This is a genomic window from Escherichia sp. WS1450, from assembly GCF_046487395.1.
In the GTDB taxonomy this organism is placed as follows: Bacteria; Pseudomonadota; Gammaproteobacteria; order Enterobacterales; family Enterobacteriaceae; genus Escherichia; species Escherichia coli.
In genome coordinates, this window is sequence record NZ_JBJQJO010000002.1 from 17,568 (window position 1) to 37,114 (window position 19,547).

Genomic DNA, 19,547 nt, shown 5'->3' on the forward strand with positions numbered 1-19,547 from the left:
GAGTTTCCCCTGGAACACATTTCTACTACTACGTTGATCATTATTCTGATCATCATGGTGGTCATTTCAGCCTATTTTTCCGGGTCCGAAACCGGAATGATGACCCTCAACCGCTATCGTCTGCGACATATGGCGAAACAGGGTAATCGCTCGGCCAAGCGCGTCGAAAAATTGCTGCGTAAGCCAGACCGCCTGATAAGCCTGGTATTAATCGGCAATAACCTGGTCAATATTCTTGCCTCCGCGCTCGGCACTATTGTTGGGATGCGTTTGTACGGCGATGCGGGCGTGGCAATTGCGACTGGTGTGCTGACTTTTGTCGTACTGGTTTTTGCTGAGGTATTGCCGAAAACCATTGCCGCGCTGTACCCGGAAAAAGTCGCTTATCCGAGTAGTTTTCTGCTGGCTCCGCTGCAAATTTTGATGATGCCGCTGGTCTGGTTGCTGAATGCTATCACCCGTATGCTGATGCGCATGATGGGTATCAAAACCGATATCGTGGTTAGCGGCTCTTTGAGCAAAGAAGAGTTGCGCACTATCGTGCATGAGTCGCGCTCACAAATTTCCCGTCGCAATCAGGATATGCTGCTGTCTGTGCTCGATCTGGAAAAGATGACCGTTGATGACATCATGGTGCCGCGCAGTGAAATTATCGGTATTGATATCAACGATGACTGGAAATCGATTCTGCGCCAACTATCCCACTCACCTCACGGGCGCATCGTGCTCTACCGTGATTCGCTGGACGACGCCATCAGTATGCTGCGAGTACGTGAAGCCTGGCGGTTGATGTCGGAGAAAAAAGAGTTCACCAAAGAAACCATGCTGCGCGCCGCGGACGAGATCTATTTTGTCCCGGAAGGTACGCCCCTCAGCACGCAGTTGGTGAAGTTTCAGCGCAACAAAAAGAAAGTCGGCCTGGTCGTCAACGAATATGGAGACATTCAGGGGCTGGTGACGGTTGAAGATATTCTGGAAGAGATAGTTGGTGATTTCACCACGTCGATGTCGCCAACACTTGCCGAAGAAGTCACTCCGCAAAACGACGGTTCGGTGATTATTGATGGCACTGCCAACGTGCGGGAAATCAACAAAGCCTTTAACTGGCATCTACCGGAAGATGATGCCCGCACGGTTAATGGCGTCATTCTTGAGGCACTGGAAGAGATCCCTGTCGCAGGCACCCGCGTGCGTATTGGCGAGTACGATATTGATATTCTCGACGTACAGGACAATATGATTAAGCAGGTAAAAGTTTTTCCTGTGAAACCGCTGCGCGAGAGTGTGGCGGAGTAACGAAAACGGCCCTGCATTCGCATGCAGGGCCGTGATTTATTACGAAAGCAGAAATTAAGCTTTTGCTTTCGCTACAGTAACCATCGCCGCACGAATCGTACGACCGTTCAGCGTATAACCTTTCTGCATAATGCCCAGTACGTTACCTGGCGCAACGTCATCAGATTCCACCATTGCGATGGCCTGATGCACATTCGGGTCCAGCGGGACGTTAGTTTCGGCGATCACTTCAACGCCAAACTTACGCACAACATCCAGCATCGACTTCAGCGTCAGCTCAATGCCTTCAACCATCGCAGACATATCCGGGTTAGCTTTATCAGCCACTTCCAGCGCACGATCCAGGCTATCAATCACCGGCAGCAATTCGTTGATGAATTTCTCCAGCGCGAATTTGTGGGCTTTTTCAATATCCAGTTCAGTACGACGACGCAGGTTTTCCATTTCGGCTTTTACACGCAAAATGCCGTCACGTTCACGGGTCTGAGCTTCAGCCAGCTGAGCTTCGAGATTCGCAATTTTTTCATCGCGCGGATCCACCTGCTCAGCAGAAGCTTCTGGCTCAACTGCCTCAATCTCTTCGTGCTGATCCATGATAATTTCTTCCGGGGCTTGCCCCTCAGGCGTTTTCTGTTCTTTACTACTCATGAATTTCTCCGCGTTTTTTTCGCATTCATCTCGCTAACTTCGCTTATTATGGGGATCAGTTTCAGGGTTTCAAGGGAAGCACTCACATTGTCATCAATCTTCGCAACAAGGACCTCGGAAAAATGAATAATCATTTCAAGTGTATTGGCATTGTGGGACACCCACGGCACCCTACTGCACTGACAACACATGAAATGCTCTACCGCTGGCTGTGCACAAAAGGTTACGAGGTCATCGTTGAGCAACAAATCGCTCACGAACTGCAACTGAAGAATGTGAAAACTGGCACGCTCGCGGAGATTGGGCAACTGGCTGATCTCGCGGTAGTCGTTGGTGGCGACGGTAATATGCTGGGCGCGGCGCGCACGCTCGCCCGTTACGATATTAAAGTTATTGGAATCAACCGTGGCAACCTGGGTTTCCTGACTGACCTTGACCCCGATAACGCCCAGCAACAGTTAGCCGATGTGCTGGAAGGTCACTACATAAGCGAGAAACGTTTTTTGCTGGAAGCGCAAGTTTGTCAGCAAGATTGCCAGAAACGCATCAGCACGGCGATTAACGAAGTGGTACTTCATCCTGGCAAAGTGGCGCATATGATTGAGTTCGAAGTGTATATCGACGAGATCTTTGCGTTTTCTCAGCGTTCTGATGGCCTGATTATTTCGACGCCAACAGGCTCCACCGCCTATTCCCTCTCTGCGGGCGGTCCTATTCTCACACCCTCTCTGGATGCGATTACCCTGGTGCCCATGTTCCCGCATACGTTGTCAGCGCGACCGCTGGTGATAAACAGCAGCAGCACGATCCGTCTGCGTTTTTCGCATCGCCGTAACGACCTGGAAATCAGTTGCGACAGCCAGATAGCACTGCCGATTCAGGAAGGTGAAGATGTCCTGATTCGTCGCTGTGATTACCATCTGAATCTGATTCATCCGAAAGATTACAGTTATTTCAATACATTAAGCACCAAGCTCGGCTGGTCAAAAAAATTATTCTAATTTTACGCCAGCCTCTTTACTGTATATAAAACCAGTTTATACTGTACACAATAACAGTAATGGTTTTTCATACAGGAAAACGACTATGTTGGCACAACTGACCATCAGCAACTTTGCTATCGTTCGTGAGCTTGAGATTGATTTTCACAGCGGCATGACCGTAATAACCGGTGAAACCGGCGCGGGTAAATCTATTGCGATAGATGCCCTCGGCCTTTGTCTCGGTGGTCGAGCTGAAGCCGACATGGTGCGTACCGGCGCTGCTCGCGCTGACCTGTGCGCCCGTTTTTCACTGAAAGATACGCCAGCGGCTCTGCGCTGGCTGGAAGAAAACCAACTGGAAGATGGCCGTGAATGTCTGCTTCGTCGCGTAATCAGCAGCGATGGTCGCTCACGAGGTTTTATCAACGGTACAGCTGTTCCTCTGTCACAACTTCGCGAACTGGGCCAGTTGCTGATTCAGATCCATGGTCAGCACGCCCATCAGTTACTCACCAAACCCGAGCACCAAAAATTCCTGCTTGATGGCTATGCCAATGAAACCTCTCTGCTCCAGGAAATGACCGCACGTTATCAGTTGTGGCATCAAAGCTGCCGTGACCTCGCGCATCATCAACAGTTAAGTCAGGAACGCGCCGCCCGTGCAGAACTGCTGCAATACCAATTAAAAGAACTTAACGAATTTAATCCGCAGCCCGGAGAGTTTGAGCAAATCGACGAAGAGTACAAACGTCTGGCGAACAGCGGTCAATTGCTGACTACCAGCCAGAATGCATTGGCAGTAATGGCCGACGGTGAAGACGCAAACCTGCAAAGTCAGCTTTACACGGCTAAACAACTGGTGAGCGAATTGATTGGCATGGACAGCAAACTGTCCGGCGTACTTGATATGCTGGAAGAAGCTACCATCCAGATTGCTGAAGCCAGCGATGAACTGCGCCACTACTGCGATCGTCTGGATCTCGATCCCAACCGACTGTTTGAACTTGAACAGCGCATCTCAAAACAGATTTCGCTGGCACGTAAACATCACGTCAGCCCTGAGGCATTGCCACAGTATTACCAGTCGTTACTGGAAGAACAGCAGCAACTGGACGATCAGGCCGACTCACAAGAAACGCTCGCGCTGGCGGTAACGAAACATCATCAGCAGGCACTGGAAACCGCGCACGCATTACACCTGCAACGCCAGCATTATGCAAATGAGTTGGCACAGCTGATCACCGACAGTATGCATGCGCTCTCAATGCCGCATGGGCAGTTTACGATCGATGTTAAATTTGACGAGCATCACCTGGGCGCTGACGGTGCCGATCGTATTGAGTTTCGGGTAACCACCAACCCAGGTCAGCCAATGCAGCCTATTGCCAAAGTCGCATCCGGTGGTGAATTGTCACGCATCGCATTGGCAATTCAGGTCATCACGGCGCGTAAAATGGAAACCCCGGCACTGATTTTTGATGAAGTGGATGTAGGGATTAGCGGTCCAACAGCGGCAGTTGTCGGCAAACTGCTGCGTCAACTTGGCGAATCAACTCAAGTGATGTGTGTTACCCACCTGCCACAAGTCGCGGGATGTGGTCATCAACACTATTTTGTCAGCAAAGAAACCGATGGTGCGATGACAGAAACGCATATGCAATCCCTGGATAAAAAAGCGCGGTTACAAGAACTGGCGCGCCTGCTTGGTGGCAGTGAAGTCACACGTAACACTCTGGCGAATGCGAAAGAACTGCTTGCGGCGTAAACTTTTTTCCTGCTTCACGGTCAGAGTAAACAGCAAAACGCCGTAAGACCGGAAAGCAAAAGGTTTTAAAGTGATGAAAGGTCTATTATCATCGGCATATTACAGATGAGCCACGTACTGCTCGGGCCCGAAAAGGAATCAAATCACTATGCGCTGTAAAACGCTGACTGCTGCAGCAGCAGTACTATTGATGTTGACCGCAGGCTGTTCCACTCTGGAGCGAGTGGTTTACCGTCCTGACATCAACCAGGGGAATTATCTGACCGCTAACGACGTATCCAAAATACGTGTTGGCATGACGCAACAACAAGTTGCGTACGCATTGGGTACACCGCTGATGTCCGATCCATTTGGTACGAATACCTGGTTCTATGTCTTCCGCCAGCAACCAGGTCATGAAGGTGTAACGCAGCAAACGCTGACGCTGACCTTTAATAGTAGCGGGGTGTTGACCAATATTGATAATAAACCTGCGCTGAGTGGTAACTAATAATAAAGTTGCTCTCAAAGACGTTAAAAAAGGTGCTCAATGAGCACCTTTTTTCTGTCTGTTATTTATTCGCTGATTTTTCTGCTCGTTGCCTGCGCAGCTCTTTCGGATCGGCAATGAGAGGGCGATAAATCTCCACCCGATCGCCATCATGCACACTATCGCTCAGTTTTGCCGGACGGCTGTAAATGCCGACTTTGTTTTTAGTTAAATCGATATCGGTACGCAATTCCAGCAAGCCACTGGCACGAATAGCTTCTTCAACCGTCGCACCCTCCTGCAGCGTCACGCGCTGCAGGTACTGCTTCTCAGGTAGCGCATAAGCCACCTCAACGGCAATTTTACCTGGCACTGTAAACCTCTTTCGCACGAACCGTAAAAGCCTGGACCATATTAGCCGCCAGCTCTTTAAACACGCGACCAAAGGCGAGTTCAATCAACTTATTGGTAAACTCAAAGTCGAGATGAAACTCGATACGACACGCCTCCTGGCTCAGCGGCGTAAACTTCCATCCACCGATCAATTTCTTGAACGGCCCATCCACCAGATTCATAAGAATACTTTGGTTACTCGTCAACTGGTTGCGGGTAGTAAACGTTTTGCTGATCCCAGCCTTAGAGACATCTACCGCCGCAGTCATCTGCCCAGGAGTGGACTCCAGAATCCGACTTCCGGTACATCCCGGCAAAAACTGAGGATAAGACTGAACGTCATTCACTAACTGATACATTTGCTCCGCGCTGTAGGGTACCAGTGCGGTCCGGCTAATCTGAGGCATAACAATTTCCATCAACAAAAATCCAACAAATAATATCATTTATCCTGCTGTAAAAAAAACGCTATCCCGGCGCTGGGTAACATCGGGTTCATGCTAAGATAGAGCCTTGTCCCCCGCAGGATTGATATGGGGTGTTTTCGATTTCAGATTACCGATGATTCACGACGCTTATGACGAAGAAAAAAGCACATAAACCTGGTTCAGCGACCATCGCGCTTAACAAGCGCGCCCGGCACGAATACTTTATCGAAGAAGAGTTCGAGGCGGGACTTGCCCTGCAAGGCTGGGAGGTTAAATCCCTGCGCGCAGGAAAAGCCAATATCAGCGACAGCTACGTCCTTCTGCGTGACGGAGAAGCGTTCCTGTTTGGCGCAAACATCACACCAATGGCAGTGGCCTCCACGCATGTAGTGTGCGATCCTACCCGTACCCGCAAGTTACTACTTAACCAGCGCGAACTGGACTCATTGTACGGTCGCGTCAATCGAGAAGGCTATACCGTAGTGGCGCTCTCCCTGTACTGGAAAAATGCCTGGTGCAAAGTGAAAATCGGCGTCGCCAAAGGTAAGAAACAGCACGATAAACGTTCAGATATCAAAGAACGCGAATGGCAGGTGGATAAAGCGCGTATCATGAAAAACGCCCACCGTTAAACCTGCACTCCAATTATTGACCAGTTCCTCACCGCGCCTCCCTCTCCGGCGGCGCGAATGCACATCTTATTGGCTATCACATCCGACACAAATGTTGCCATCCCATTGCTTAATCGAATAAAAATCAGGCTACATGGGTGCTAAATCTTTAACGATAACGCCATTGAGGCTGGTCATGGCGCTCATAAATCTGGTATACTTGCCGTTACACATTGGGGCTGATTCTGGATTCGACGGGATTTGCGAAACCCAAGGTGCATGCCGAGGGGCGGTTGGCCTCGTAAAAAGCCGCAAAAAATAGTCGCAAACGACGAAAACTACGCTTTAGCAGCTTAATAACCTGCTTAGAGCCCTCTCTCCCTAGCCTCCGCTCTTAGGACGGGGATCAAGAGAGGTCAAACCCAAAAGAGATCGCGTGGAAGCCCTGCCTGGGGTTGAAGCGTTAAAACTTAATCAGGCTAGTTTGTTAGTGGCGTGTCCGTCCGCAGCTGGCAAGCGAATGTAAAGACTGACTAAGCATGTAGTACCGAGGATGTAGGAATTTCGGACGCGGGTTCAACTCCCGCCAGCTCCACCACTTTTTAGTTGTTTGAAGTACAATGAAGTCTACTAAGCCCGTATGGAATCAGCCTTGCGGGCTTTTTTACGTCTATTGTCGTCCAGTGAGAATTGCTGAGAACTATCACATATGGCACCCTGAATGGGACCCACTAAGAAGGGTCCAAAAACCGAGGGTCCCAAAATGGCAAAAATCGCTAAGAAGCTCACTGACACTGAAATCAAAAGCACCAAGCCAGCCGACAAAGAAATCAACTTGTTTGACGGAGATGGTTTGATACTACGAATCGCTCCCCTCTCGAAAGGAGGAAAGAAGAATTGGTATTTCAGGTATGCAGTGCCAGTGAGTAAAAAAAGAACCAAAATGAGCCTTGGGACCTATCCTCACCTTACACTGGCAAGAGCCAGAGCCTTACGAGATGAATACCTTTCCTTGCTTGCTAATGGCATTGATCCCCAAGTTCATAACAACGATAAAGCTAATGCCTTAAAGAATGCTACTGAACACACTCTCCAAGCCGTGGCAAGGAAATGGTTGGATGAGAAGGTAAAGACCTCTGGTATCTCACAAGACCATGCAGAAGACATCTGGCGAAGCTTGGAGAGAAATATATTTCCCGGCTTGGGTAAGGTTCCTATCAATGAGATCCGACCCAAACTCTTAAAGCAACATCTCGACCCTATTGAGCAACGAGGAGTCCTCGAAACCTTACGGCGAATCATTTCCCGATTAAATGAAATATTTCGCTGGGCCGCGACTGAAGAACTTATCGAGTTCAATCCGGCTGACAACCTTGGGCAACGGTTCAGTAAGCCTAAAAAACAGAATATGCCAGCATTACCCCCTTCCGAGTTACCCCGCTTCCTGATGGTGTTAAACAATGCCTCAGTTCGTATGGAGACAAGATTACTGATTGAATGGCAATTGCTGACCTGGGTTCGTCCAGGGGAAGCCGTTCGTGCGAGATGGGCCGATATAGATACTGAAAAATCGATGTGGAACATCCCGGCTGAGTTTATGAAAATGAAGAAGCCTCACAAAGTTCCACTAAGCAAAGAAGCTTTGCGAGTCTTGGATTCAATGAAAGCCATCAGTGGGCACAGAGAGTGGGTTTTCCCCAGTATCAAAGCTCCACTCAATCATATGCATGAACAAACAGCGAATGCGGCCATAATCCGTATGGGCTTTGGTGGAGAGCTTGTAGCCCATGGAATGAGATCTATTGCACGAACGGCCTCAGAGGAGTCGGGTAAGTTCAGGACAGATGTCTTAGAAGCGGCCCTTGCTCACTCGAAGAAAGATGAAATAATTGCCGCATATAATCGCGCAGATTATCTTGCAGAACGAGTGGTTCTCATGCAGTGGTGGAGTGATTATGTGCAAGCTCAAAGGCTAAAAGCCATTGCAGCGTAATAATTAAAAAACACATAATAAACAAAGGTAATTACTAGGATTGCATCTCTATTTTCAACGAACAACTTAGAACCATACACCCAGCATTAACCAATTAAAGCCCTGTTTTAGCTTCTGAGATTAAGCAATAGCTGGTCAAATAATTTCAGAAGCTTTTTTTTTGATCCAAACCAAACAACACTACTTAACTCATTGTATATATTGCTTTTTTATGTTAGCAATAAATACAATGTACAGCATACATGCATATGTTGGGGCGGTAGCATTTAAATGTACAATTCTCATCCGTAAAGTTCACACAGCATTTATAAATAAGGTTGGTCTATGAGTGAAAATAAACTGTTTGATAATTATGAGATTATAGAAAGAAATCTACTAAAAACAGAATCAAATAGAAATATTCCTGAAGTAATTCTAACCCTTAAAGATGGAGAGAGTTACATTATCAAACATTGGCCAAGAAATACCTCAAGTGATGAACAAGTTCTTGAAAGTATTTGGCAACATGAATTACGACAACTACAAAGGTTAAAGGGATATCCTGGAGTAGGAGATTATATAGTAAATCCTGTTGAATCAAAAAAAACAAATGAAGGGTACTATCTTGTTTTAAATTCTGATGGTAGAGTACCTACTTCTTACTTATTGAATAAAAGAACATTATCTCTCCCAAGAAAAAGCCACTGGCTCACCCGTTTAAAAGATCCGGCAGTTAGAATCAGATTCTGGAAAAATATCTGTAGAATTACAAATGCTATTGGTTTGCTTCATGCGCAAGGGTTGTTACATCGACATTTAGATGAAAATTCAATTCTAACATATGATTATGAATCAGATGATTATAACGATTTTCAATTGACCGGCTTCGAGTGGTCAATCCGAATGCCTACACTTACCAGAGCTAAAATTGAGCCTGTTGGTGAACACGGTAAAATATCAACTTTTGCTACAGATTGGATCGATTTAGGAATTTTAATAGCAAACTTTTTAAAAATTGATATAAATGAAATTAAATCTCTGCAGTTCCCAGCAGAATACTTCATTTCTAAGTACGATCTGACAATTAGTGAAGTAGCTATAATTCGTAGTCTATTAGGAATCCAACCTATTCAGCAAAATGCTATAAAAGAACTTCTTGGTGAAAAAGATATTCTACAGTTTTTAGATGGTATAATTGATGAGCTTACTGAATTCTATAAAAAAACGAAAACTATTCATGGGTTAGCAATAAACACTAAGTATGAACAATCTGATAATACCAAAGATAAAAAAGAGCTATTTCACTGCATACAAAAAATAATCTTTGAGAAAAGTGAATTCACAATATCCAGAGATGACTCTGATATAATAAAGAGTTTCGTAAGCGAAGATTTATCAGATTCACCAGTATTATTTGTTAATACCTCAGAACACAATCGATATGATGTAGTATTGAAAGGGAAAGAACTTTTTTATGTACTAACACCATTTCAACCTGACCATCGAACGAGTGACAAAACATGGGATTTAGGTTATTCACAATATGCATATTTAGAGTTGCCAAATAGATTCTTTGGTAAAGATAATTACATTGAACTAAATAGTAATAATATATCATGTTATACTCATTACGAAGCCAGGAAATTTTTGAATAGTAATGATAACTCATTAAGCCTACTGTCTTGGGAAATGATTTTCAAAGATATAGGTAAAACTAAAAACAAAAGAAATGAAGAACATCTTCGATTATTGGAGGGCCTTACTGCCGTTCATATTACAAATATCGCATATGCAAAAGCAGAAATTTTCCCTGTAGAAAACATCAGTGAAGAAAGCGAACCAGATAATATTAGCTCATGGATCTTTAAATTCATTCCCAAATTTGACGAAACAACGGAGGAACTGTCTAAGTCGCTAAGTATCGACTCACCATCTGTCAGGCTTGAAAAGATTATAAATAGTAGTGAAAACAACGATAAGGTATCCTGGAGTTTAGTAGACAATAATGATTTCAGTAGAGTTGACGAAGAGATTCTTTTAGAGTTTTATGGCTATGAAACAGATCAAGACAATCAAGAAATATATAGCTTCATCTCTAAAAAACCTCTTCCAGAATGGAGGAATTTTTATATTGTTCCCGACTCGATTGAAGGAACTCTGCGCCAAATAACAAGACATGCAAATACATTGGATATGCTTGAAAATCATATCGAATTGATGAATGTAATTACTTCCCCTAATTCAAATCTCACAGTAAGCAATGAAGATATAATTGCAAAAGATATAATGGACTCATTGGATGAATCTAAACAAAGAGTTTTTACAAAAGTATTATCAACATTGCCAATGAACCTTGTACAAGGTCCACCGGGAGTAGGTAAAACTCACTTAGTCAAAGCAATTTCTAAATTTATCTTTAAAGAAGAACCTAATAGCAGGATACTCTTTACTGCACAGAGTCATGCAACCGTTCAACATCTATATCACGAAGTTGTCAAAGATTTACTTACTGAAAACAAACATACAAATGATCCCATAATTATTAGATGCAACAAAATATCAGGCGAAGATAATATAATATTAAACAGTGCCGATGAAACTGGATTAGAATATTTGCGGAAGTTCGTAGAAAGCCCTTTATACAAAAACTCTTCCAATCAAAGTTTAAAAAGTAATATTTCCAGTTTGCTTAAAGCTCCTCCAGTAAAGAGATACCCACTAATTAATCAACTAATTAAATCAGCAAGCTTAATATTTGCTACAACTAATTCAGATTATGTAGAGAGAATGATAAAAGAAAGAGCGCAATTTGATTGGTCGATCATGGAAGAAAGTGGAAAGGTTACAGGTATAGAATTAATAAGCCCACTTTTATTATCCTACCGACGATTAATGATCGGTGATCACAATCAATTGCCACCGTATCGTTCAATTGAGTTAAGAAACATTTTAACCAATAATACAAAACTTAAAAACACCTTTGAAGAAGTTGACAGCATAAGTAATTTTAAATTAAAAAATGAACTAATGCGTAATAGTCACTTTTCATCAATAACCGATGATCAAGCAAGAGAAATAGGATTACGGGCAGCCAAATATGTAAATCTATTTGAATCTCTTATTATTGATGATGAAAGACAAGACGTAATGTATGAAAAAATAAAGGGGAAAGATTATAAAAGAAACAATAAATTATCCTCAATGCTGTCAGTCCAGCACCGTATGCATCCTCATATTGCAGAAGTGATTTCAAATGTTTTTTATAACAACAAATTAGTTACCGATAAAGATAAAGAAAGGAAGTATCTTACAGAAGATTTTCAATCAGTACTTAACTTAAAAGAGGAATCTCGCCTCACAAATACACCAGCACTGGTATGGATTAGTCAACCAGATGTACAAAAAACTAAAGGTAACAGAGCAGGAGAGCATACACCAATCTGGTCAAATGAAAGTGAATGTAAGGCAATCATAGATATTCTCAAAGATTTGGACAAGAACTCCAACCCAACAAAAAAAATAAAGTTGGCAATTCTTTCTCCATACTCAAATCAAGTTAAATTAATTTCAAAGCATATTGAAATTGAAAAGAAAAAAAATCAATTCAAAACACTTTTAAATAATTACATTCCACCAGATGATAATGATGGTTATTGCCTTACTGTTGATTCGTTCCAAGGTGGCGAAGCTGATATTGTCTTAATTTCATTAGTACGAAACAATGGTAAAAGCACAATTAAGAGTGCATTAGGATTTTTATCAGATCAACGCCGTATAAATGTTTTACTTAGTAGAGCAAAGTACAAATTGATCATAGTCGGTTCATATGAACTCCTCAAGGCTTGGTCTAATCGTATATCCAGAGAGAACTCAAAAGAATATGATTTTATTCCAAGACTAACTGATAAACTGGATTTGTCTTTAAATGAGAGAAAGCTTTCATTAATTACATCAAACTTTATAACAAACAAAGGAAATAAAAATGAAAAATAAAAACATATATGTTAAAATTCCTTTTCATTATGGAGTTCATAAATTCAAAATATTTAAAGGCCATAGATGGGGAGCTTTAGATCATTTTTTACTTCAAGAGATTAGCCTCCAACCCTATCCTATAGAAGAGCTATCATTAAAATCTAATCTTCCACAACGGCTCATAATTGAAATAATATTGCCATTTATGAAATTGGGTTGGGTTGAATTAGTTGAATTGAATTCTAAATACAACTTCAGGATTACCAGCAAAGGAAGGAGTGTTGCTAATCGTGAGGAACTCCCTTATGAAAGAGAGCCACTGGAATCTACTCGGAAGTTTTTAATAGATCCAATCACAGCAAAATGTTATCGAGTAAATGCAAGAAATCAAAACTATCAGATATATCCTACATCAAGAGCAAACGAATTACTTAAGAATAAACACTCGATATCAACAGAACTAAAAATTAAAAACCCCAAACATTCACCGTTCACATCAGACATTCTAAATTGTGTTGAAGATACTGACGAAGAGGTTATAGGGTATGAGGAAAGAGCTAATGATAGACCTTATTATCAAAATAGAACTTTTGCTATAGCACAAGTTGATGAAGCAGATAACATAACGGGTGTTCCATCTGATATCTCAAAAGAATTAGCCGCAGATATTATCGCTGCAGCTAATATGAAGCGAAATGAAATAAATACTAATATAGACTCTCTTAGCAAGAACTCAAAAATAAGCACTTATAATACCGAGTCTTTTGAAAATAGATTTGAAGAACACTATATTAATGAAACTGAATTCCGAATAATATCAGGTTCAGACAGCCATCGAGATCATCTTATCGCGATGATCGATAAATCTGTTAGTAGAATCATTATCCATTCAACTTTTATACACTTAAAAAACTTTGAATCAATCTTTCAGAAATTAACTGATGCTGCTAAACGCGGAGTTCAAGTTGATATCTTATGGGGCCAAGAAGAACCCGATGATGAGAGAAGTATCGGAAGTTATAACCAATTTCTTGAGGGCCTTAAGTCTTATAGAGAAGAAATTATAAAGCTTGGATTAACCTCCCTTTTTACAATACATTCAGATCCAACAGGTTCTCATGCAAAGGTTATAGTATGCGATACAATGGAATTCGGATATTGTTCAACCATCGGTTCATGTAACTGGTTAGCAAGTGGATTTAATAGGTATGAATGCTCTGTTTTCGTAACAAATGATACCTTGACGACTGAAGTATTAGATATTTTGAGCATAATTTCTAAAGGAAAATCTAGAGTATCTAACAACTTAAGCAAATCTATTTCAGCCATTTCATACGAACTGAAAAAAGCTTGTGAGCATTTATCATCAGAAGATTCTGCGAACAAAAATGTAAGAATTAAAATCATCACAAAAAATGAGCATCATGATTTTGTTTTAGATGCAAGAGACAAAGCAACAAAATCAATATTTATTGCGAGTCATAGAATTAGTAATAATGCAGAAAGACCTATTTTAACTCCCTTGATAACATCAATGACAGCCAATAGCAGTCTTAATATTAACATGTATTACTCATCTCTTAGTGGAGGTATCAATACACAGCAACTTGATGACATGAGTAACTCTTTAAGAAAAAATGGAATTACTTTAGAGAAGAAGAAAGATCCTATTTCTCATGCAAAAATCTTGTCATGGGATAATGACAATATTTTAATCACAAGTCTTAATTGGTTATCAGCCTCAGCTTATGGCAATCCATATGATGAACTGGGGATTTATATTGAGAAAAAAGACATATTCTCAATAATTTCCCCTAACTATTGAGCCAACACAGGATAACTTGAAAAAGTTATCCTGTTATAATCAGGATGTTATATACAATTCACGATGTAAAAAATGACAGAAGATAAAGAAAATGATAGTAAATATAAACATCAATATGTTAACTATAAAATATTTATTTTTCACTTAGTGTGTCGATCGCTGTATCATAGTAAATCAAGCCTTTATAAATTAGTTTATATATGGCAGTTTCACATCCTCACTTAGATTTCGCTTACAATACATAAACAACTATTTTCAATTGAACAAAAAGGGCTATTGTTGTGGAAAAAGCGCTTAAAATACTTAACATAATTAGCAACTCTAAATATACAGCTATAGTTATTTTTATTTGCTACATGACATTTATAGTGTTCCTCTCCTTTAAGGAACCTATTTTATATGCACTTGCTTTAATACCATTAACTTTTGCATCCATTGCTTACAAAGCTCTTTCAAAGAAAAACGCTAAATTTCTTAAAGAATTTAATGATACCTTACTTTATCTAATAGCATCTTTTAAAGCCATAGCATATGCAGGAAATAACATTGAAATTGGCTTTTTGAAAAAAATTGTATCATTTTCTCAAGAAGCAGATCCATTTATAATTTCATGGATAATAATATTGACCTGTACTTATTTAAAGACTTTGATTTGTGCAACTGAATGTATTTCATCACTTAGAAAGAAAAAACCACAAGAGAAGGAAAAGGACAAAATAAGAATAATTGTCACACCAATAATAATTACTGAAAAGCAATCATTAAGAATTACCACAGAGCAGTCATTCAGTGTTTATAATAAACGCAACCGAGAACCACAACAACAACGCACGAAAAAAGTATTGATATCGCAATCAGTTTTGTTGGAACCATAATAATCACTAAGGACAAAACAAAAGTAGCTACCATAGCAATAACCATAATTATGAACAAAAAATTATTCTTCATATAATTAACCTCTTTTATAAAATATATACTTCATAATTCTAAATTGTCAAATATTAAAGAAAAGCAAGAGCTAACTCAGAGATGCTCCGCTTCTCTAAGTTGCCTTGCTTTTTCTGCTCTCTGATTGAAAAAGAATGATTTAAAACCTGGGATATTAATTTTCGAATTACTCTTTTAATTAGGATGTAATTAATTGCCACATGGAAAGATAACTTTCGTATGCCAATACGAAACTTCTATGATCTACAAATCAATCGATGTAAAATTATTACTTCTTCGTTTTGAATGGAATAAAAAATGGGAAAATTTGCGGATTTTAATATCAAAAACAATACCGAAAATACTAATGTCAGCCAAAGCAACAGTGGTGGATTCAATGTTCAGAATACTCAAGTCATAAATAATCGAACCATTAACAATCATTATACAAAGCAAAATTCTAATGGTGATGGTGATGTAGGTGCTTTTATGGCGGGAGCGGCCATTTTAACTGTAGGAATAGGATTTGTTATCTGGTCATTCTTCACCCATTATCAAGAAATATATCCCATTTTAAAAACAGGTGCTTTATTCTCTCCTGTATTATCAATAATTGGGATTATAGCTTTGGTTCTTAGGGAAGAGATTGAAACGACAGATGTTGTCAGATTTTTTTTCATAGTCTTAGCTGGAGGTTCTGTTTTTTTATTAAATGAATATTTGAATATAAGTGTTCCACAAGAAATTATAGACTTATCGAAACAAGCCGTATCAGTTTCAGGTTTTTGGAACGGATTAAACGAATATGGCAAAAACCTTTCTTTGTCGTTGATATCTTCGAGTATCTTGATTGGTGTATCAATAATATTGATAATCTTCGCCGCATTCAGAGAATTATCATACGCCTTAGCTAACAAAAATGAGTCTGGTTTTTGGTTTGCAAGCCTTAAATTAACTAATTTATTCCGAGTTCAAGCCCTTGGTAATGGCGGAATCATAACTCTAATCTTGGCAATGATTTTTTTAACATTAAATGGATATGTATTCCATTTTGAATGGAACTAATTTTAAAAAGGGGCCTTTTGGCCCTTTTTTTAATGAAGAAACTGAGGCTTACAGTTTGCTGAGATATTTACCTCCACTTTTTTTATGATTTGGATTCATCACATTAACTAATTAACCTATTTTTCAATTAGTCGTCCACTCTTATTTAATACGGAAAACAGAAATACTAAACCACGCTTAACATTGACAAGCAATGATTATTTACTATAACAAGAGAGAAGGTTAGTTAATTACATTAAAAGGATGGCATATAAAAGGAGTTTATATGGCAAATAAACAATCGCAGTTTTTGAACACTCAGAATGCAAAACATTCAATATCAAAGTGTAAGTTACTACCACAGGAATTACGAATTCATTGTGTTAGTGTTCGTCTTAACAATGCTGAATTGGTCAAGCTTAATACATTGAGGGAGCATTATTCGAAAGGAGAGTGGCTTCGTATGGTTTCCCTTCAAAGGTTACCTCCGGCTATACCCGCGATTAATATCAAAGCCTGGAAAGCTTTAACTGATATATCGCAAAAGCTAAATCGAATTTCGACCCATATAGATTGTAAAAGCAAAGACAGTCAGCTTACTCATACCGAATTGTTCGCTGTGAAGCGACAACTTGAAGAGCTTCGCACGAATCTTTTAAGTGGCGGTATATGGAGCCTCCCGAATGAAGGGTATGCGGAAGATTCGCAGGGGTAAGAACTTCTCAGGTGTTGTTCATTATGCATTGAAACCGGGAGCACACCACAAAAGTGATCCAGTAGTCATTGGCGGGAACATGTTAGGTGATTCAGCCCTTGAACTGATCGCTGAATTCGATAGCACCAAGCATCTTCGCCAGGATGTCGCAAAACCAGTTTGGCACAACTCGCTTCGCTTACCCAACGGTGAATCACTAACGGCTGAACAATGGTCCAGCATCGCAGATGACTATATGAGGAGAATGGGATTCGGTGATACCCATCTCCGTTGCTATGTGCTTCATGACGATTCGGCTGGTCAGCACATACACATTATCGCCAGCAGAATCGACATAGCCGGTGGAAAGCTCTACTTGGGTAGGAACGAAAACCTTATAAGCACACGGATCATTAGTGAACTCGAAATGGCTCACGGTCTGACAGTGACCAAAGTGACCAAGACAGTACCATCCCTCTCAAATACACAACCGAAGCGGAAAAGAATCTCTCGCAACGAACAAATGCTATCGGAACGAACTGGGGTGCTTTCACCAAGAGAAGCTCTGCAGCAGATACTTGATAAAAATTTATCTGATAAGCCGGACCTTTTCACTTTCACAAAACGACTGGAAGAAGCGGAAGTATCATGGACAGCGAATGTCGCTTCTACCGGGAAAATGAACGGGTTCTCTTTTTCCTACCGCGATATAGCTTTCAAAGCTTCGCAATTGGGCAAGAGCTACAGTTGGGCAAATCTTAGTAACAGGCTCAACTACAACCCAGACCATCTAGAAGCTCTGCGAACCGGCATACCACCAGAAGAACCCCCTGCTCCTGCTCCCGCTCCCGCTCCCGCTCCCGCTCCCGCTCCCGTAACAGTTTTGAAAACCTCTGAGAGAAAGGAAAGTATAGGTGGAAAAATTGCAGAACTGGAATTGCGGCTCAGAAAAGACAAACGAAACGAAATCATAGAAAAGATTCTTCAAAAAAATGCAGTACAAAGGCAAAAACACTCCAGGCTTAGTGGCTGGATTCCATTTTTAAGAAGGTTCATAGAGCTTCTCAGAAGCTATGGGAAGAGCATTCTTCATAAGACCCCTACAAACTTCTCAGAAGTCTATTCAACACATCATCTAAAACCTGCAAGAAAAATTCGTTTATAGACAGCCATTTACAAATAGCCTCCGTAACTACACTCTATTCCTTAGTAATAAATTTGCATTTAGTCAAGAAAATATTGATCGTTAATACATATCGATAATCTAGTTATGATAGTCACAAGCTATCAAGGAGCAATCATCGATCGGTACAAGTGATTTTACTTTAGCCAGCCAGCCATCGAAAATCCCTCAAAAGAGCCTGATAATTTTTAAACAATTTGCAGTCTCAGGAACCTGTTTAATAAACGGAGTTTGTATGAATAACGAAACAATAAAGTGTCCATTTTGCTTCAAAGAGAGTCCTTTTGGGGTTCGTATCTGTACAGGGTGTCATTCATCTATTGCATATGGAGCCATTTCAGCTTGGTTAGCTGTACTGATAGGAATTGTGCTGTTAGCAATTGCTTTCTTCATATTCGCTATTAGTCAAAATTTTATATTAACCGTCGTAATCTATTTTGCATTAGCAATTTCTTTAAGATTCTATTTACGCAAGAAATTTGCACACAAAGTAGTTTTCACACACCAACATTAATAAAGGGATTTAAAATGAAAACATGTACTATTCTTACCATCATTCTTTCTACTTTCCTATTAACCGCATGTAATAGCGAACCCAGTCAAGATGATATCTACAATGCATTTAAGAGTGTTGTAGATAAAACAAATGCCAGAATGAAAGATTTTGATTCAAGAGTGTCAGAAAAAGACCTTTTAAAAATCGATTATGTTAAAAAAGTTAGCTGTTCCGAAGAAGCCAATAATGTTTACAACTGTATAGTAGATGCTTCTATTAGCAATATGAAACAAACAAAACCAGTTAAATTAGTGAAATCTGATGGTGTCTGGAAAGAGATACAACAATAAAAATTAAAAACTATCTGTTTTTAAATCCCCTACCGTTAGGGGCTTTTTATTGTCTACAATCTAACACGATTAACACAAATGATCTCATGAATTATTTCTTTCTCTATGACTCTCATTTCATATTGAGCTTTAAATGTTGCGTAGATCTCTTCCGCTCTTTCTTGATTGCTATCTATGTAGTTAACAAGAGAGTTTAGTTCACGAAGAACAGCTTCTTTATTGTATAACTGTCGCAACAGATTACTTGTAAGGCATTTATACACAGAACTAAACATCGTCATGATGTTGTCTATGTTTCTATTAGAACGTGTATATAACCGCCTGGGGTAGAAATACTTTAAGTGATAGCCAACGAACACCAAGTAGAGTTGATTAGAGAAACTTTTATCTCCGGGCTGGTATCGTTTCGAGATATACTTATCTACGATGACAACAAGCTGTTCTTCAAGTGTCGTTACTGAATTAAAATTGTTTTTGTCCATAAATTG

18 protein-coding genes and 1 other RNA gene are annotated in these 19,547 nt (G+C 40.6%); 15 read left to right on the forward strand and 4 right to left on the reverse strand.

Annotation, left to right across the window (positions count from 1 at the left end; all coding sequences use genetic code 11):
• Positions 1-9 precede the first annotated feature (9 nt).
• Complete coding sequence (locus tag ACJHYR_RS02360) at positions 10-1,296, forward strand: HlyC/CorC family transporter (RefSeq protein ID WP_010723175.1); 1,287 nt, start codon at positions 10-12, stop codon at positions 1,294-1,296.
• Between the two features lie 54 nt (positions 1,297-1,350).
• Here ACJHYR_RS02360 and grpE read toward each other — a convergent pair whose 3' ends face one another.
• The gene (gene grpE, locus ACJHYR_RS02365; protein WP_001296310.1) at positions 1,351-1,944 is read right to left on the reverse strand and encodes a nucleotide exchange factor GrpE; all 594 of its coding nucleotides are present in this window, start codon (positions 1,942-1,944) and stop codon (positions 1,351-1,353) included.
• A gap of 122 nt (positions 1,945-2,066) precedes the next feature.
• On the opposite strand from grpE, the gene nadK reads away from it, so the two are divergent.
• The 3 genes from nadK to bamE all read left to right on the forward strand — a co-directional run bounded on the left by nadK (position 2,067) and on the right by bamE (position 5,182).
• A complete protein-coding gene (nadK, locus tag ACJHYR_RS02370) occupies positions 2,067-2,945 on the forward strand; it encodes an NAD(+) kinase (RefSeq protein WP_001059169.1) in 879 nt (292 codons plus the stop codon).
• 85 nt (positions 2,946-3,030) lie between these two features.
• On the forward strand, positions 3,031-4,692 hold the full coding sequence (gene recN / locus ACJHYR_RS02375; protein ID WP_000880953.1) for a DNA repair protein RecN: 1,662 nt from the start codon (positions 3,031-3,033) through the stop codon (positions 4,690-4,692).
• 148 nt (positions 4,693-4,840) lie between these two features.
• Positions 4,841-5,182 carry an outer membrane protein assembly factor BamE gene (gene bamE / locus ACJHYR_RS02380; RefSeq protein ID WP_001203437.1) on the forward strand — a complete coding sequence of 114 codons (342 nt, stop codon included), beginning with the start codon at positions 4,841-4,843 and terminating at the stop codon, positions 5,180-5,182.
• A gap of 61 nt (positions 5,183-5,243) precedes the next feature.
• On the opposite strand, the gene ACJHYR_RS02385 is transcribed toward bamE, so the two are convergent.
• Both ACJHYR_RS02385 and ratA read right to left on the reverse strand, forming a co-directional pair.
• Positions 5,244-5,534: an RnfH family protein gene (locus ACJHYR_RS02385; RefSeq protein WP_001117838.1), complete on the reverse strand. Its 291-nt coding sequence runs from the start codon at positions 5,532-5,534 to the stop codon at positions 5,244-5,246.
• On the reverse strand, positions 5,524-5,961 hold the full coding sequence (ratA, locus tag ACJHYR_RS02390; protein WP_001300750.1) for a type II toxin-antitoxin system toxin RatA: 438 nt from the start codon (positions 5,959-5,961) through the stop codon (positions 5,524-5,526). Before ratA ends, ACJHYR_RS02385 begins: the two co-directional genes overlap by 11 nt.
• Before the next feature lie 170 nt (positions 5,962-6,131).
• On the opposite strand from ratA, the gene smpB reads away from it, so the two are divergent.
• The 11 genes from smpB to ACJHYR_RS02445 all read left to right on the forward strand — a co-directional run bounded on the left by smpB (position 6,132) and on the right by ACJHYR_RS02445 (position 19,059).
• A complete protein-coding gene (gene smpB / locus ACJHYR_RS02395) occupies positions 6,132-6,614 on the forward strand; it encodes an SsrA-binding protein SmpB (RefSeq protein ID WP_000162574.1) in 483 nt (160 codons plus the stop codon).
• Between the two features lie 214 nt (positions 6,615-6,828).
• Positions 6,829-7,191: a transfer-messenger RNA gene (ssrA, locus tag ACJHYR_RS02400) on the forward strand.
• Positions 7,192-7,356: 165 nt separating this feature from the next.
• Positions 7,357-8,586 (forward strand): integrase domain-containing protein, encoded by a 1,230-nt coding sequence (locus tag ACJHYR_RS02405; protein ID WP_001549544.1) that lies wholly within the window; start codon positions 7,357-7,359, stop codon positions 8,584-8,586.
• A 324-nt stretch (positions 8,587-8,910) separates the two neighbouring features.
• Positions 8,911-12,558 (forward strand): AAA domain-containing protein, encoded by a 3,648-nt coding sequence (locus ACJHYR_RS02410; protein WP_059327699.1) that lies wholly within the window; start codon positions 8,911-8,913, stop codon positions 12,556-12,558.
• Positions 12,548-14,365 carry a phospholipase D-like domain-containing protein gene (locus ACJHYR_RS02415; protein WP_059327698.1) on the forward strand — a complete coding sequence of 606 codons (1,818 nt, stop codon included), beginning with the start codon at positions 12,548-12,550 and terminating at the stop codon, positions 14,363-14,365. Before ACJHYR_RS02410 ends, ACJHYR_RS02415 begins: the two co-directional genes overlap by 11 nt.
• Before the next feature lie 281 nt (positions 14,366-14,646).
• Positions 14,647-15,240, forward strand: a complete 594-nt coding sequence (locus ACJHYR_RS02420; RefSeq protein ID WP_059327697.1) for a hypothetical protein — start codon at positions 14,647-14,649, stop codon at positions 15,238-15,240.
• Between the two features lie 370 nt (positions 15,241-15,610).
• Positions 15,611-16,357, forward strand: a complete 747-nt coding sequence (locus ACJHYR_RS02425) for a DUF2157 domain-containing protein (RefSeq protein WP_059327696.1) — start codon at positions 15,611-15,613, stop codon at positions 16,355-16,357.
• Between the two features lie 265 nt (positions 16,358-16,622).
• Complete coding sequence (locus ACJHYR_RS02430) at positions 16,623-17,051, forward strand: hypothetical protein (RefSeq protein WP_059327695.1); 429 nt, start codon at positions 16,623-16,625, stop codon at positions 17,049-17,051.
• Positions 17,020-18,195 carry a relaxase/mobilization nuclease domain-containing protein gene (locus tag ACJHYR_RS02435; protein ID WP_103026233.1) on the forward strand — a complete coding sequence of 392 codons (1,176 nt, stop codon included), beginning with the start codon at positions 17,020-17,022 and terminating at the stop codon, positions 18,193-18,195. Before ACJHYR_RS02430 ends, ACJHYR_RS02435 begins: the two co-directional genes overlap by 32 nt.
• A 253-nt stretch (positions 18,196-18,448) precedes the next feature.
• A complete protein-coding gene (locus ACJHYR_RS02440) occupies positions 18,449-18,727 on the forward strand; it encodes a hypothetical protein (protein ID WP_072262351.1) in 279 nt (92 codons plus the stop codon).
• Between the two features lie 14 nt (positions 18,728-18,741).
• A complete protein-coding gene (locus tag ACJHYR_RS02445) occupies positions 18,742-19,059 on the forward strand; it encodes a cell wall-binding protein (protein WP_072837442.1) in 318 nt (105 codons plus the stop codon).
• Between the two features lie 53 nt (positions 19,060-19,112).
• On the opposite strand, the gene ACJHYR_RS02450 is transcribed toward ACJHYR_RS02445, so the two are convergent.
• Positions 19,113-19,541 carry a hypothetical protein gene (locus ACJHYR_RS02450; protein WP_059327692.1) on the reverse strand — a complete coding sequence of 143 codons (429 nt, stop codon included), beginning with the start codon at positions 19,539-19,541 and terminating at the stop codon, positions 19,113-19,115.
• Positions 19,542-19,547 lie beyond the last annotated feature (6 nt).

What these genes read in the sequence shown, in the direction of transcription:
- ACJHYR_RS02405 (WP_001549544.1), top strand. Translation starts at nt 7,357, where the DNA reads ATGGCAAAAATCGCTAAGAAGCTCACTGACACTGAAATCAAAAGCACC.
- smpB (WP_000162574.1), top strand. Translation starts at nt 6,132, where the DNA reads ATGACGAAGAAAAAAGCACATAAACCTGGTTCAGCGACCATCGCGCTT.
- ACJHYR_RS02445 (WP_072837442.1), top strand. Translation starts at nt 18,742, where the DNA reads ATGAAAACATGTACTATTCTTACCATCATTCTTTCTACTTTCCTATTA.
- bamE (WP_001203437.1), top strand. Translation starts at nt 4,841, where the DNA reads ATGCGCTGTAAAACGCTGACTGCTGCAGCAGCAGTACTATTGATGTTG.
- ACJHYR_RS02435 (WP_103026233.1), top strand. Translation starts at nt 17,020, where the DNA reads ATGAAGGGTATGCGGAAGATTCGCAGGGGTAAGAACTTCTCAGGTGTT.
- ACJHYR_RS02410 (WP_059327699.1), top strand. Translation starts at nt 8,911, where the DNA reads ATGAGTGAAAATAAACTGTTTGATAATTATGAGATTATAGAAAGAAAT.
- ACJHYR_RS02450 (WP_059327692.1), bottom strand. Translation starts at nt 19,541, where the DNA reads ATGGACAAAAACAATTTTAATTCAGTAACGACACTTGAAGAACAGCTT.
- ACJHYR_RS02425 (WP_059327696.1), top strand. Translation starts at nt 15,611, where the DNA reads ATGGGAAAATTTGCGGATTTTAATATCAAAAACAATACCGAAAATACT.
- ACJHYR_RS02440 (WP_072262351.1), top strand. Translation starts at nt 18,449, where the DNA reads ATGAATAACGAAACAATAAAGTGTCCATTTTGCTTCAAAGAGAGTCCT.
- nadK (WP_001059169.1), top strand. Translation starts at nt 2,067, where the DNA reads ATGAATAATCATTTCAAGTGTATTGGCATTGTGGGACACCCACGGCAC.
- ACJHYR_RS02430 (WP_059327695.1), top strand. Translation starts at nt 16,623, where the DNA reads ATGGCAAATAAACAATCGCAGTTTTTGAACACTCAGAATGCAAAACAT.
- ACJHYR_RS02415 (WP_059327698.1), top strand. Translation starts at nt 12,548, where the DNA reads ATGAAAAATAAAAACATATATGTTAAAATTCCTTTTCATTATGGAGTT.
- ratA (WP_001300750.1), bottom strand. Translation starts at nt 5,961, where the DNA reads ATGCCTCAGATTAGCCGGACCGCACTGGTACCCTACAGCGCGGAGCAA.
- recN (WP_000880953.1), top strand. Translation starts at nt 3,031, where the DNA reads ATGTTGGCACAACTGACCATCAGCAACTTTGCTATCGTTCGTGAGCTT.
- grpE (WP_001296310.1), bottom strand. Translation starts at nt 1,944, where the DNA reads ATGAGTAGTAAAGAACAGAAAACGCCTGAGGGGCAAGCCCCGGAAGAA.